This is a genomic window from Streptomyces sp. ISL-1, assembly GCF_018614585.1.
Lineage (GTDB): Bacteria > Actinomycetota > Actinomycetes > Streptomycetales > Streptomycetaceae > Streptomyces > Streptomyces maoxianensis.
The window spans coordinates 1-13,865 of sequence record NZ_JAGGOI010000019.1; the positions used below are offsets into that span (position 1 = coordinate 1).

At 68.0% G+C, this 13,865-nt stretch carries 16 protein-coding genes; 10 read left to right on the forward strand and 6 right to left on the reverse strand.

The genetic code is table 11. The features are described from left to right. On the reverse strand, positions 1–663 hold a 663-nt coding region (locus J7E87_RS14785), incomplete at its 3' end, for a DNA-binding response regulator (protein WP_215093954.1). 68 nt (positions 664–731) lie between these two features. Between J7E87_RS14785 and J7E87_RS14790 the strand changes: the two genes are divergently transcribed. The 10 genes from J7E87_RS14790 to J7E87_RS14835 all read left to right on the forward strand — a co-directional run bounded on the left by J7E87_RS14790 (position 732) and on the right by J7E87_RS14835 (position 8,696). Then, the gene (locus J7E87_RS14790; RefSeq protein ID WP_215093956.1) at positions 732–1,574 is read left to right on the forward strand and encodes an oxidoreductase; all 843 of its coding nucleotides are present in this window, start codon (positions 732–734) and stop codon (positions 1,572–1,574) included. 37 nt (positions 1,575–1,611) lie between these two features. Continuing rightward, positions 1,612–1,974 carry a helix-turn-helix domain-containing protein gene (locus tag J7E87_RS14795; RefSeq protein ID WP_251017462.1) on the forward strand — a complete coding sequence of 121 codons (363 nt, stop codon included), beginning with the start codon at positions 1,612–1,614 and terminating at the stop codon, positions 1,972–1,974. Positions 1,975–2,034: 60 nt separating this feature from the next. Further along, a complete protein-coding gene (locus J7E87_RS14800; protein WP_215093958.1) occupies positions 2,035–2,424 on the forward strand; it encodes an ATP-binding protein in 390 nt (129 codons plus the stop codon). A gap of 357 nt (positions 2,425–2,781) precedes the next feature. After that, the gene (locus J7E87_RS14805) at positions 2,782–4,509 is read left to right on the forward strand and encodes a hypothetical protein (protein ID WP_215093960.1); all 1,728 of its coding nucleotides are present in this window, start codon (positions 2,782–2,784) and stop codon (positions 4,507–4,509) included. 96 nt (positions 4,510–4,605) lie between these two features. Beyond that, entirely contained in the window at positions 4,606–5,472 is an 867-nt protein-coding gene (locus J7E87_RS14810) for a relaxase domain-containing protein (RefSeq protein WP_215093962.1), read from the forward strand. Positions 5,473–5,701: 229 nt separating this feature from the next. Next, entirely contained in the window at positions 5,702–6,412 is a 711-nt protein-coding gene (locus J7E87_RS14815; protein WP_215093964.1) for a hypothetical protein, read from the forward strand. 105 nt (positions 6,413–6,517) lie between these two features. Beyond that, positions 6,518–6,934 (forward strand): head decoration protein, encoded by a 417-nt coding sequence (locus J7E87_RS14820; protein ID WP_215093966.1) that lies wholly within the window; start codon positions 6,518–6,520, stop codon positions 6,932–6,934. Between the two features lie 15 nt (positions 6,935–6,949). Beyond that, entirely contained in the window at positions 6,950–7,999 is a 1,050-nt protein-coding gene (locus J7E87_RS14825) for a major capsid protein (RefSeq protein WP_215093968.1), read from the forward strand. Then, positions 7,999–8,283, forward strand: coding sequence for a hypothetical protein (locus J7E87_RS14830; RefSeq protein ID WP_215093970.1), 285 nt, complete (start codon positions 7,999–8,001; stop codon positions 8,281–8,283). Before J7E87_RS14825 ends, J7E87_RS14830 begins: the two co-directional genes overlap by 1 nt. A 77-nt stretch (positions 8,284–8,360) precedes the next feature. Further along, a complete protein-coding gene (locus J7E87_RS14835; protein ID WP_215093972.1) occupies positions 8,361–8,696 on the forward strand; it encodes a hypothetical protein in 336 nt (111 codons plus the stop codon). Positions 8,697–8,973: 277 nt separating this feature from the next. On the opposite strand, the gene J7E87_RS14840 is transcribed toward J7E87_RS14835, so the two are convergent. From J7E87_RS14840 to J7E87_RS14860, 5 genes are read right to left on the reverse strand one after another with little or no spacing between them, the layout of a single operon-like run. Continuing rightward, positions 8,974–9,933, reverse strand: coding sequence for a hypothetical protein (locus tag J7E87_RS14840; RefSeq protein ID WP_251017463.1), 960 nt, complete (start codon positions 9,931–9,933; stop codon positions 8,974–8,976). A gap of 47 nt (positions 9,934–9,980) precedes the next feature. Then, complete coding sequence (locus J7E87_RS36150) at positions 9,981–11,003, reverse strand: glycosyltransferase (protein ID WP_215093974.1); 1,023 nt, start codon at positions 11,001–11,003, stop codon at positions 9,981–9,983. Next, positions 11,003–12,295 (reverse strand): serine--tRNA ligase, encoded by a 1,293-nt coding sequence (serS, locus tag J7E87_RS14850; protein WP_215093976.1) that lies wholly within the window; start codon positions 12,293–12,295, stop codon positions 11,003–11,005. The genes J7E87_RS36150 and serS overlap by 1 nt, the downstream gene beginning before the upstream one ends. Further along, positions 12,288–12,998: a histidine phosphatase family protein gene (locus J7E87_RS14855; protein WP_215093978.1), complete on the reverse strand. Its 711-nt coding sequence runs from the start codon at positions 12,996–12,998 to the stop codon at positions 12,288–12,290. Before J7E87_RS14855 ends, serS begins: the two co-directional genes overlap by 8 nt. Then, complete coding sequence (locus tag J7E87_RS14860; protein WP_308312940.1) at positions 12,995–13,843, reverse strand: aminoglycoside phosphotransferase family protein; 849 nt, start codon at positions 13,841–13,843, stop codon at positions 12,995–12,997. The genes J7E87_RS14855 and J7E87_RS14860 overlap by 4 nt, the downstream gene beginning before the upstream one ends. Positions 13,844–13,865: the final 22 nt, after the last annotated feature.

The window sequence follows — 13,865 nt, forward strand, 5'->3', positions numbered from 1 at the left end:
GCGAGGTATCCCCAGCTCACCTGCGCGTAGCCCGGCCTGGAAGCGGGAGTCGGCCTCCAGTTTGGCCATCAGGTCGGCCACGCGCCGCCGGTAGGTACGTAGCGAAAGGCCCAGGCGTTTGGCCGCCGATGCGTCGGTGAGTCCGGATGCGAGTGTTTGGAGGATCACGCGGCCGTCTGCGTCGAGGTGCGGGGCGTTGCTGTGCAGGTAGGTGTTGAGATCGGTGGCAGCGTCCCAGATCGCCTGGAACAGCGAGTGGACGCCGTCGACCAGGTTCTGTGACGTCGTGACGGTGTACTCGCGGCCGGTTGGGGTGTGCTGGCCGGCGAGGATCATCACTCGCTTGTCGATGAGGATGGTCTCGTGCGGCATCGGCGAGCTGCTGATCCGAACGGCAGCACCCTTGCTCTGCACCATCTGCAGGTGCGCGCGGGCCTCCTCGTCGGCGAGGGCGACCGGACTGAGCAGCTTGCGGGAGGTGAAGCTAGAGGAGTCCGTGGCTCGCATCCGGTTGCGGATCGCTGCCCTTGCCTGCGGTTGTGACCAGGTTTTGAGGTCCCGGGCGGCGCACAGGAACTCGGTCTGCGCCGACTCGAAGAGGTGCCCGGCGCGTGCGATCAGCTCTGCGTCCCCTCGGACGGACAACACCTGTTCTTTCCGCATCCCTCCAGTCTGGCAGCAAGCTGCCACGAGTTCGCGGGGCGTGGTGAGGCACGGACAGCATGAGTCTCATGACGATCAAGACTTTCTCCCTCGGCGGGGATCTGACCATCAATCGCCTCGGCTTCGGCGCGATGCGCCTGGCGATGGGAACCTTCGACGGCCCGGTGCGAGCGCCGGAGACCGGCATCGGGGTGCTCCGGCGCGCCGTGGAACTGGGTGTGAACCACATCGATACGGCCGGCTTCTACGGCCGAGGGCTGGTGCAGGCCAATGAGCTGATCCGTAGGGCATTGGCGCCGTACCGGGACGGCCTGGTGATCGCGACGAAGGTCGGTCCGCTGCGTGGTCCGAAGGGTCTGCCGAGTGAACAAGCGACGCCTGAGCAGTTGCGCGGCCTGGTGGAGGCGGATCTGCGTTCTCTCGGGCTGGACCGGCTCGACTTGGTGTATATGCGGATCGGTGGGATGGGCGGACCGGGTGGCGAGTCGATCACCGAACGGTTCGCGGTGCTCGCCGAGCTTCGCGCTCAGGGGCTGATCCGGCACCTCGGTGTCAGCAACGTTGACGCCGCCCAGTTCGCCGAGGCGAGGGCGATCGCGCCCGTCGCGGCGGTGCAGAACCGGCACACCGGTGACATGGGTCTGCTGACCGCATGTCAGGAGGCGGGTATCGCGTACGTGCCGTACTTCCCGCTTGGCGGCGGTGGCGAGCCGCTCAACGCCGAGCGGCTCGGCAAGGTCGCAGTACGCCTCGGCGCGACCACCGCACAGGTCGCGATCGTCTCCTTGCTGGCGACGTCGCCGTCAGTGCTGGCGATTCCGGGCACCGGTTCACTCGATCACCTGGAGGAGAATCTCGCAGCAGGCGATCTCAGCCTCACTGAGCAGGACTTGGCTGAGCTGAGGGGCTGACTGGCCGATTCCGGAGGCGGACTTTCCCGTCATGCCCATGGCCGCTGCCAGCCCGATATTTCCGAACGCAGCCGAGCGTAAGAGGCTGAAGACGATGGCCTTCGGCCTCAAGACCGAGTACCGGCTGCGGGTGCGGGCTCAGGTGGTGCTGCACGCGGCGCGCGGGCGGTCCAACGCGCGCATCGCCCGCGAGACCGGGCTGCACATAGACACCGTGCGGACCTGGCGTGGCCGCTTCGCTCACGGCGGGCTGTCGGCCCTGGCCGACCGCAAGCGCAGCGGGCGCCCCGCTCGCTTCACTCCCGTGCAGGTCGCCGAGGCCAAGGCGCTGGCCTGCCAGTTACCCGCCGAGACCGGCGTGCCGCTGGCGCGCTGGTCGTTGGTTATTAGCCGGGGTTAACTGCCCACAGGTAGGGGCACAAGCACCGGACGGTGACGACCCAGAGACCAGGGGGACCTAATGCCCACGATGAGCGTCAACGTCACAACCGCCAGCTCCGCGACGTCAGTCGCCGACGCACGCGAAAGCGCCCGGGACTTCCTCGACGGCCTAGTGCACCCGGTCACAGCGGAGGGCGCCGACACCGTCGTTTTGGTGGTCTCGGAGCTCGTCACCAACGCCCTGCGCCATGGCGGCGGCACCTGCACCCTGGACCTGCGCGCTCACGCGGACAGCATCGAGGTGGCCGTCCACGACCCCAGCCCGCAGACGCCGCGTATGCGCACCCCCGACCTGAACGGCGGCACTGGAGGCTTCGGCTGGCCTATGGTCAATCGCCTCGCCCGCGCCACCACGGTTACCCACCGGGCACTCGGCGGCAAGACCGTAAGCGCCTCTCTCGCCCGGTAACGCCAAGGCTGCGGTACCAGCTGGGGCTGAGGCACTGACCAGGGAACGGGTATTGCTGTCAGAGGTTTTGATAGCTCGTGATCCACCAACGGCCTTCGGCCAGGCGCAACCGTACTTTCCGGAGAACGCGCCAGGACTAGCACCCGCCAGGAGCCCGCCGCATCCGGGCCAGCAGAGGGCAACACGTCTGTTGCTCCACCCACTGCCTTCACGCAGCGGTGACCAGCAGATCTGCACGTAGTCGTGCCCCTCAGCTCACTGCGCTGAGCTCGGGGAGCAACGCACCCGACCGAATCGGTCGGCGGCGGGATCTAGGCTGATGTGATGGCGCGGGGCCGATGTTCCTGGAGGGACCCCGTGGGCCTGCGTCAACTCGTGATCGATGCGTGGTCGTGGCTGAACTACAAGCCGGTGATGGCGGATGCCGGCCGTCCGGGTTGCCGCGCGTTCCCGGAGCTGGCCAAGACGTGGATGCCGCCGCACGAGTTGCGGCGGTTGGCAGCGTACAAGGTGTTGGCGTCGTACGACTACAACCAGGCCGGGCAGCTCGCGGCCATCGGGGGTGACGCGAGTGCGCTGGAGCGTCGGGAGCTGGGCGACGCGGCGAACTTGGTGGACACCGCGCTCGGCTACCTCCTGGGCTCGGAGCAGAAGGTTGCGGTCGAGGGGGCGGAGCACGCCGACGAGGAGACGCCGACGCCCGGTGCGGCGGAGGCCGCCGCGGTGCAGGAGCGGTTGCGGACGTGGGCGGACAAGGAACTGCTGACGTTCCGGGTCCAGCAGGCGGAGCGGGCGGCGGTGCTCCTCGGGGACAGCGTGATGGTGCTGGCGTGGAACCCGGAGAAGCAGCGGCCGACGCTGCGGGTCTACGATCCGGGGTTCTTCTTCCCGCAGTGGGACGACGAGGACGACGACTTTCCTGCGCGTGTGCATCTGGCATGGGAGATACCGGCGGACGACGACGCCGGGCTGAAGGCGCGGGTGCGCCGGGTCACGTACGAGCTGGGGCCGATCTCCGAGGACGGTGAGCAGGACGGCGACGGTGACGGTGGCAGCGCGGTGGGGCCGCGCACGTATCCGTGGGAGCCGGGCGGGGCGTCCAATGTGACGTGCTATCTCACGGACGCGGAATGGCTGTTGGAGGACTTGAAGAATGGCGAGACGCTGGACCGCCTGCCGATGAGCAAGGCGAGTTTCCGGGTGCGGCCGGACGGCACGGAGCTGAATCGGCTGGACCTGATGATCGACTTCGTGCCGGTGGTGCACATCGCGAACACGATCCCGGACGGCGGGGAGCACTGGGGGCGCTCGGTGCTCGCGCGGGTTCTGCAGGCGCTGGATGAGCTCGCGGCTACGGACTCCGACAGCTCGGCGGCGTCCGCGACGACGGGCACGCCGATCATCGGGCTCGCGGGTGCGCGGCTGCCGGTGGATCGGGCGACGGGCAGGCCGCAGGAGCTTGAGGTGAAGGCCGGTGCGGTGTGGCAGCTCGGCGAGACGGGGCGGATGGACGCGCTGGACACGTCGCCGCAGTTGGCTGAGCTGCGGGCGCGGGTGGATCACCTGCTGGAGCGGATCGCGGCGAACTCGCGGGTGACGGCGGCCGGGCTGGGGACGCTGGACGCCACGGAGGTGCCGTCCGGGTACGCGCTGAAGTTGGCGCTGGGGCCGCTGGACGCGCTGATCGGCATGATGCGGCTCGCGCGGGAGCACAAGTACCGGCTGCTGTTCAAGATGGTGCAGCGGCTCTATCAGGCCGGGCGGGCGGAGGGCTGGACGGCCGGGGAGACGCTGCCGGCGCGGATGGCGTGGGCTCCGCACACGCCGACCGACCGGGGCGCGGTACTGGAGGAGGTCGTCAAGGCGTACGGGGCGGGGGTGTTGTCGCTGGAGACGGCGGTGATGATGCTGCTGGAGGCCGGGTATCCGATCAAGGATGCATCGCAGGAGGTAGAGCGGATCCGGGTGAAGGCGGAGCAGGACGCCGCAGCGAGGCGGGGTGCGCAGGCTCCAGAGGACGGGAACGGCCAACAGGCTGACGGCGAGAGGGCCACACAGGTGTTGTCGACTGGGGCTACGCATTGATCGTCCGACCTGGGGCGGATCCTTCTGTGTTCGATTGCCAGTTGGGCCGGACTACCGCTGTGATGGTTTCGACTGGTGCAGCGAGAGGAGTGTTCTGTGCTGACGGTTCGCACGCTTCGGGTAGCTAAGGACGAGGCAAGGCGGGCTGTGGAGCCCTGGGCGGCGCCGGGGGCGTTCGTCAGGCCGGAGGATCCGCCGGACCGACTGGCGAACACGATGTGGGTGGGTGCGGCCGAGGCATTGGGGTGCCTGGGACTCAAGGCGGGCACTGAGGCAACGACCGGGGCCCTGGCCGCGGCGATAGCAGGGCGGCACACCATCAGCGGGGCGCGGGTTCGCGGGGACGGTGCGGCGTTCGACTTGACGTTTCTGGTGCCGCCATCGGTGTCCTGGGTCTGGGCTCAGGCAAGAGCGGATCTGCGCGTCAGGGTGGAGGAGGCGGTCGTTGACGCCGCCTACCACTCCCTTCAGTACCTGATCTGGAAGCTGCGGGGCGACAAAGGCGCGTCTGTCCCCGGGTTTGCCGCTGCTGTGGCGCTCCACGTGGTCGGGCAGTCCCGGCCCCAGGCGCCGCCACCGCCGTTGCTGCATGTGCATAGCTATCTGGTCGGTGTCCTTGACGAGTTCGGGGAACTGCGCGGCCCACGTCGGTCGTCACTGTTCGAGGACGATGTGCTCCTCGCGAGTGGTGCCTTTGGCCGGGCGAAGCTGGCCGAGGACCTGCGTGGGCTCGGGTTCGGTACCGAGGTGGTTAGCGGTCGCGACGGCCTCCCCTCCTTCGAGATTTCGGGCGTGCCCGAAGGCCTGCTGCGGGTGGGGGAGTCGGCGGACATGGGCTGTGCGGGTTTGGGGCAGGTGACCGACTGTGAGCCATGGGAGCCCGTTCCGTGGGAGCCAGATCCGTGGGAGCCAGATCCCTGGGAGGCCGATCCATGGGAGAGCGGCCCGTGGCGCAACGGCTGACGACGTATCTGGTCGGCGTCGGCGTCCGGTGCCTCAGTACTGCATGGCCTGATCGTTGTCCCGTCGGACGGCCGGCCCAGTCACCGACCGGGGTTGCTCGCTAGGGGCCCGCCTGGCCATCACCCCAGGTGAAGAATCTGCGTACGAGCAGGTTGTAGATGGATGCTCGACTGTCGGCGGCGATGGCTACACTGATCGTCAGCGCGGGGGCGCGCTCTGGAGGAGATGTATGGTCCGGCCCCTGCCGCCTTGCCGTCCTGTGGGCTTTCGCCGTGATGGGCGGCCGATCTACCCGATTCTCGGTGCCTCTTCGGAGGACGAGACGAACGACCAGCAGCTGGACGAGGGCACCGACGCGGGTGGCTCGGATCAGCAGGTCACTGTGACCCAGGACCGTCTGGGGAAGTTGCTGACGCGGGAGAAGGCCCAGGGTGAACGGGCCGCGATCAAGCGCCTGTTGTCCACGCTCGGGTTCGACACCCCGAAGGCTCTGTCGGAGTTCGTGTCCACGCAGCGGGAGGCCGAGCAGGCCGCGCTGTCGGAGATGGAGCGCCGGGAACAGGTAGCCCAGGAGCGAGAGTTGCAGGCTGCGCGCCGGGAGGAGTTGGCTGCCGAGCGGGAGCGGGCGGCGCTTCGCCGAGCCGCTTTGGTGGCGCTCGGCGCGGAGGGCGATGACCTGGTGGACGCGGAGCGTCTGCTGACGGTGGATGACGAGGACGCTGATGAGGCGCACATCCAGTCGGCGGCCGAGTCCCTTCGAGCACGGCGTCCGGAGCTGTTCGGCGAGGTCCGCATGGCGGTGCCGGCGGCTCCTGCGGGCGCACCGGCCGGGCGCGGCCCCACCCGTACGAACCCGGTGTCGAAGCCTGGTTCGGCCGGGCTGGAGATGGCCAAGCGACGGGGTCTGATCCCGGAGTTCAGCGAGTCGGCCGCCCAGTAGTCCGGGCCCAGACTGTGGGGGACCACGCCCCCTCAACTTCGTGGACGACATCGCCTCCGTGGGCGGTGTGCGGAATCTGACCGCAACGTCCATGGAGACACACACATGACCATCCAGCCCGTATCCAAGTCCGAGTACACGACCGCCAACCGCGAGTGGCTGGCGTCGCTGCACGGCACCGACTCAGTCGACACGATCACCCTCGACCTCAACCTGTTCACCGAGGGCACGCACTACGTGTGCGGGGACGGGTGCGAGCCGTATGGCCGGGTGCTGTCCGGTGTGCCGGTCGGCAGGGTCGCAGAGTCCGGCCTGTACGGCCCGTACGACCCGGAGGCGCACTGCGGCCGCCAGATCCTGCGCGGCTTCGTGATCGCCGAAGCGCCGTTCGCTCCGGGGCAGACGCGGGTTCCGGCCGCGCTGCTGTGGCACGGCGCGGTGAAGGCGTCGAAGGTGCCGGGCGGCATCGATGTGTCCGAACTCGTGTGGCACCCGCGTGCCGCGCAGATCCGTTTCGTCTGAGCGGCGGTGTGAGCTGTGACGATTCAGGATCTACTCAAGGACGTCTCGGTCATGGACCTGACGACGTTCGCCAGGGCCATCCCGTCCCCGAAGGACTTCCTCCTCACCCAGTCAATCTTCCCGAACGTGGAGATGCGGGAGGTGAAGTGGCGTACGAAGGACTCCGGCCGGTACGTCAACGTCGCTAAGTACAGGGCGTTCAACGCGAGCGTGCCGTTCGCGACGCGTGAGGCGTGGCAGACATCCCGCGAGGGTGCGCTGCCCGCGCTGGGCCAGAAGCTCGTCGTCTCCGAGCAGGAGCAGATCCTGCTGGAGGCGTCGCACGGCAGCGATCAGGACCGGCTGATCGAGCTGCTGTATGACGACGTGGAGGGTCACGTCGAGGCGATCCGGTCCCGGCTGGAGCTGGCTGCGGGCGATGTGCTCGCGGACGGCCGGTTCACGCTGGAGCAGGAGAACGGACTGACGCTGGAGGTGGATTGGAACGTTCCCGTTGAGAACATGCCGGTCGCCTCACGGCCGTGGTCGGACCCGGCCTCCGATCCGATCGCGGACGAGCTGCGGTGGATTCAGCACCTGGACGACATCGGCGCCCCGGAACCGGAGCTGGTGATCACCTCCCGGAAGGCGTTCAGCTACCTGGCAGCGAACGACGCCTACAGGGCGGCTTACTACGGCAGCGTGAACCCGTCGACCACGCCGACGGCGACGTTGACCCCGCAGCAGATCAACGTGGTGCGCGGTAACTACTCGTTGCCGCCGATCCAGTTCTACAAGGCGCAGGTGCGTGTGGACGGCAAGCCCCGCAAGGTGCTGCCGGAGGACCTGTGGATTCTGGTGCCGCCGGAGCGGGAGAAGTGGGCGCAGACCATGTACGGGGTGACGGCGGAGGCCCTGGTGCTGTCGCGCGGGTCGAACCCGGAGATCATCCGCGAGGACGCTCCCGGCCTGATCATCACCCGTGGTGTGCAGGATGACCCGGTGCAGATCTGGACCAAGGGCGCCGCGGTCGGCATGCCGGTCATGCACACCCCGGACGCGCACATCGTGGCGAAGGTCCTGTGATGGCGGGCCGCGGGCGGCTGAAGGCCGCAGTGTACGTACAGGACCCGGCCACCCGGGAGGAGCTGATCCTGCTGCCGGGTGAGTGCCCGGATCCGGAGGTGGCCGTGCTGATCACCAACCCGGACGCGTGGGACCAGACGCCCGAGGAGGACGAGCCGGAGACGATCGCGGTCGGTGAGCCGGAGCCGACCGAGAAGGAGAGCGCCCCGGAGGCCGCCGGAGGAGAGGCCGGCGGCGGGGCGAAGAAGCCGCAAGCCCGGCGCTCCCGCTCGTCCGGGTCGTAGGATGCTGCCCGTATGGCCCGTCACCAGCATCCCCCGTCTGGTGACGGGCCGTACTTCGTTCGATGAAGGAGTCCCTCGTGGACGAATTCCAGAGGTCCTGGCTGCTGGCGCAGCTCGGCCCGGATACGGAACCCGCCGACCTGGAGCGCCGCTTCTTCCGGCTTCGGTCGGTACGCGCGGTCGCGCTGGAGGTCCTGGGCGAGCGGCGCGCGAAGCTCCTCGCCGATCCGCTGAAGGTCACCGTCGATGGCGTGGTGACCATGGACTTGCAGGAGAACCTGCGCGGCATCGAGCGGCAGATCGAGCAGGTACGGCAGGCTCCGGCGCCGGACGATCCCGAGGATGAGGATGAGGATGAGGAGGGCGGGGCACTGGTGTCGACGTGGCTGGTGCCGACACGCCGCTACCGGTAGGGCACCCTCGCCGCACTCAGGCGGCGACGCGGGGAGCCGGTCTCCCCACTGCTCAAGGGCGCACGCCGATGCTTGCAGGTCCGTGATCAGCTGGTTCATCTCGGTCATCGTGGACTGACAGGCACGTAGTCCGCAGTCGACCCACGAGATTGAGCGGCGACACGGCCGATAGCCGAGGAGCGACGCAGGGCTCGCACACCGGCGTGCGGGCCCGGCACCTTCGTGCACGCCGACTCACGAAGACTCAAACGCACACGTGACGGGGCACAGCCGCTGCTCAGGTATCCAGCTCCTGCTCAATGCCAGAAGAGACCGCTGGCCATGGGACGGTGGGGGAACCGAACAGCGCCCAGTAGTCGTATGAGGCGCGGACCAGGGCGCTGACGCCAAGGCGTGCAGAGTCGGGCGCGATCGTGCCAATGACTCGCCGCGCGATCCCACCTGCGCCGCGTGCAGCAGGAGTAATCCCGTGCCCGAGTAGGAGGGTGGCGGTACGGATGGCGTCCAACGTCTGTGCCGGTGCTGCCTTCGCGAAGCGCCCGTAGACGAGGTCATACCAGTCCATGCGGGTGCGGGCCCATGCCAGGCGCTCCAGCCCCGTGCCGAGATCCACGGCCATGCGTTCCGGGTGTTCGGTATTCCAGAGGAGGACGATGTCGCCGAGCGGAAGGTCCAAGTGGCGAAAGTGGAGAGTCACCCCTTGAACCTGGCGGCGATGCCACGTCGAGAGGCTGCCGTAGGCGCTCAGGTGCCGGGCGTGGAAGCCGAGGTGTGACAGGACAGTTAGCCAGCCGTCGAGGATCGATCCGTACTCGTCGATGCTGTTGATGGGTTGAACGCGGGAGACGTTAACGAATGAGGTCAGGAAGCCTTCGCATAAGTCGCCGGAGGGGTCACGCTTGCCGGTGAAGCGGACGACGGGCTGAGGCAGGAAGCCGCTCCGGTAGGTGTGCTGACGCCCATCTTTGAGGAGTGGGTCAAGTGCCTGCACCGCGGAGATCGTCAGCTCGGTTTCACGGCCCCATCGAAGCGGCAGGCAGGCATCCTGCGGGACTCCCTGTGCCGCGAACCCTTTTCTCAGGCCGTCCAGCAGCACCGCCCACGATGGCGGGCGACGGGGCGGCTTGTAGGGGGAGCCTCGGTGCGGATGTTGGATCTCGACGCGGCCGTCAGCAAACGTGAACTCCCAGTGACGTCCCATTGATTGGCGGAGGGCGGCGGGCAGTCCTCCATCCATGTCTATCGCGGTGCTGCCGGTGTGCCTTCGCGGGCTCCGGCTGCTGGTCAGCACGAGCGACCTGCCATCGCCTGGAAGTGGCGGGCGGGATCGAATCGGTGCTGGCCGATCTCTTGGACCTGCTCGTGGTTGAGGTCGACCGCCTGCTCGATCGCTCGCGCCAGTCGGTGGGCAGCCGTCTCGTCGTCCTCCTCGGGGTTGGCCACGATGATCGCACCCGTCTGCTTGCACAGGGCCGCTTCTGCACAGGTTCCCGCGCGCCAGGCGAGGGCGGCCATGGGGGTGCCAGCGCGGAGGGACTCGCCGAACACGGCGGCGCCGGCCTCCACGTAGGTGCGGGCGTAGGTGTAGACGAAGGCTGACGCATCTCGGATGGCAGCGGTCTTGGCGGGGCCGCCGAGTTCACCGACCCACTCGACGTGGTCCGATGCGAAGAGGCGGTCATGACGCCGCATGTAGGCCTCGTCGAAAACCGGGCCGACAATGCGGATCCGTCGGCCGAGTATCTGAGCTGCTCTGACGGCGAGGTGCGGGGCTTTTTCTTCGTCTATTCGGCCGAGCCATACGAGGTCCCTACCGGCGACGGCCGACGGCTCCTCCTCGTTGAGGCCGAGGTGAACGGCGAGTTCGAGGATCGGCTGGTGGTCCGCATACCGCTCGATCATCTCGGGCGAGTAGCAGTAGAGCCGTGAGCGGTTGCCGTCGAAGGCCCCACCAGTGTGCTGGAAGACCGGCGAGTGCTGGAAGGTGGCGACATCGCAGTCCAGCTCATTCCAGGTGCGCGTCCAGGCGGGGAGCGACGGGTACTCGTGTCCCACGACCAGGAGGTCGTATCCCGTGTTGCGGAACTCGCGCTCGGCGAGCGATCCGGTGGTGATGTCCTCCAGGCGGACCGGCCTACGGACCCAGTCGTTCTCCAGGTCTGTGAGCCAGCCCGGCCCAAGGAGATGTACGTCGGCGCCTGCGGCTCGGGCGCCCACGGCGACCGCCCACAGCCATCGTTCGATTCCGCCGTATCCGGCGGGTGGAAAGGCGTAGCTACCAGGGAAGTCGCAGACGCCGACGAGCACTATGCCTCCGGTGTTCCGTCCGCCGCGATGCGGCGGAAGCCTAGGTACGGGAAGAGCGATTCGGGGAGGACGATGGAGCCGTCCTGCTGCTGGCACTGTTCGATCAGGGCGGCCACGGTGCGGCCGATGGGCAGGCCGGATCCGTTGAGGGTGGCGACGAGCTTGGGCTTGCCGTCCTCGCCGCGGGTGCGGATGTTGGCTCGGCGGGCCTGGAAGGTGCCGAAGTTTGAGACGGACGAGATTTCGCGGTAGGTGTTCTGGCTCGGGATCCACACCTCGATGTCGTAGGTGAGCTGGGCGGAGAAGCCCGTGTCACCGGCGGCGAGGGTGACGACCCGGTAAGCGAGGCCCAGCTCCTTAAGGCACGCCTCGGCGTGGCCGACCAGCTTCTCCAGTTCGGCGTCGGCGGTCTCCGGGTCGACGATCCGGACGATCTCCACCTTGGCGAACTGATGCTGGCGGATCAGGCCCCTGGTGTCGCGGCCGTACGACCCTGCCTCGGAACGGAAGCACGGGGTGTGCGCGGTCATTGCCAGCGGCAGCTTGGTCGGCGGGATGATCTCGTCGGCGTAGAGGTTGGTCAGCGGCACCTCGGCAGTCGGGATCAGGAACAGCTCCCGGTCGGCGACGCCGGTCTTGAACAGGTCCTCCTCGAACTTGGGCAGCTGCCCGGTGCCCGTCATGGTCTTGCGAGTGACCAGGTATGGAACCGCGTGCTCGACGTACCCGTGCCGCCGAGTGTGGATGTCGAGGAAGAGCGTGGCCAGGGCGCGCTCAAGGGCTGCGCCAGCGCCACGGGAGACCGCGAAGCGGGGGCCGGACAGCTTCGTCGCGCGCGCGAAGTCGAGAATGCCGGTGCCCTCGCCCAGGTCGACGTGGTCCTTCGGCTCGAACGAGAACGTGGGCGGAGTGCCTACACGCCGGGCTTCGACCGCGAACTCCTCGGAGTCGCCGTCCGGGGCCGCGTCGTCCGGCAGGTTCGGGATGCTCAGGAGCAGGTCGCGGAGCTGCTCCTGTACCTGCTCCTGCTCGGCGTCGATGTCCCGAATCTGGTCCTTCAGCTCGCGGGCGCGCTCCTTCAGCTTGGAGATGTCGCCGCCCTGCTTGGCCGTCTGCTGGACCTCGCTCGCCACCCGCTTGGACTCAGCCCGCAGCTCGTCGGCCGAGCGGATGTTCTGGTTGCGCCGAGACTGAAGGCTCTCCAGCACGGACAGGTCCAGGGAGTAACCGCGACGAGCGAGCCGACGAACGGCTTCGGCCCCCATTTCAATCAGGGCGCGAGCATCATGCATGAGGGGAATCCTTCTGATCCGGCGAGTGAGATACGGAATCGACGGTAGCAACCGCCGAGCCCTCACCGATCCGGAATATCCCCGGGTCATCATGGTCGGCGCGATCTCGGTGACCGCCCATCCCAAGATCGCTCAACAGCACCGTAACCCAGCCAGGCAGCTCGTCGTCAGGTATGGCGATCGGCTCGACGTAGGGCGCCTCAGGGAAGAAGAGTGGCATCGCCTCGTTGGGGGATCGGTTCCTGTGCCAGAGAAGCACGGAGACCAGAAGGCCGTGGCCAACAAGGACTCGGGGGCCGGGGTGTTCCAGGGCAGCGAGTAATCCCTTGAGCATCCTCCGGATGCCGTCTCGCTGGGACTCGGTGCCGCCCGGTGGGCGCTTGTCGGCGCCGTCACCATCAAGCCAGACCGCGTATTCCAGGAACGGGCTGCCTTCGAAATGTCCGTAGTCGAGTTCATTCAGCCGAGGGTCGATGGCCAGCTCCGCAGCTGGAACACCCATGAGCAGTGAAGCTGTCTGCTGGGCGCGCGGGAATTCGCTGGTCAGCCACGTCCTCACGGTGTGGAGGGGGAGAGTGGACCAGCCTCGGCTCAGCGACTGCCGGCCTTCCTCGGTCAACTGGATGGGTTTGGACGGGTCGCCATTGACGAGGTACCGCCTGCTGTAGTTCGTCTGTCCGTGGCGGAGGATGTAGGTGGTCACAAGTCCCTCCTTGGAATCGACGCGGATAGGTTGGAGAGCACTTCCGCGATCCGCGGTGCTCTTGGATCCCCGGTCTCCAGGTAGAAGAGGAGTCCGTCCAGGGCCAGCGCCCTGCACCACGGCGCGAGTATCGGGATGGGGATCCGGGAAATCCGGGCGGCAGCGGCCAGCCGCCCGTCCGTCCCGCATCCGAGGTCGTAGTAGACGGTCCAGAAGGCCCAGTCGAATGCCGCGTCGCCGACCATGGGCAGCGGATCGAGCAGGCGCGGGTGCCCTGACCAGTCGAACGGCACGTTCTCCCGGTACAGGTCCGCGTGCAGGACCGTGGCCCGACCTGCGTCTTCCTGTAGGCCGGCGAGCGCCGGGAACGTAGCGTCAACGAGAGGGCGCAACGGGCCGAAGTCGAATGCCTGCACCCGTTGCTGGATCCGTGGCAGCACTTCCGTGCGGAGGTGGTCGGCGAGCAGGGGGAGGCCGTCTGGTCGGCTTCTGCGCCGCCCGATGGTGTGCAGCCCCTGGAGGGCGGCAGCCACCATCTGCACCTCGCGCTGTGGCCGATCGGCGCCACCAGGGCGTCCTCCCACCAGTTCCAGTGCGGCCACCGCTAGATCCTCTGCGGCCTCGACGATGTCCGCCGTCGGCCCGTTGGCCCACAGCTGCAGCGCGCTGACCTCGTGGCGGTACCGGGTGGGGTCGGTCCAAGCTTTGAGCAGCAGCGGACGCCCGTCGAGGGTGGCCGCTGTTGCGATCACCGAGGCGTGTCCGGCGTCGTGATAGGCGCCGAGTGAGAGCTTCCAGCGTTCCGCGGCCTGCGCCAGTAGGTCAGGCGCTGCGTCAAGCCACACCCGGGCCCCCGGCCCATAGTGC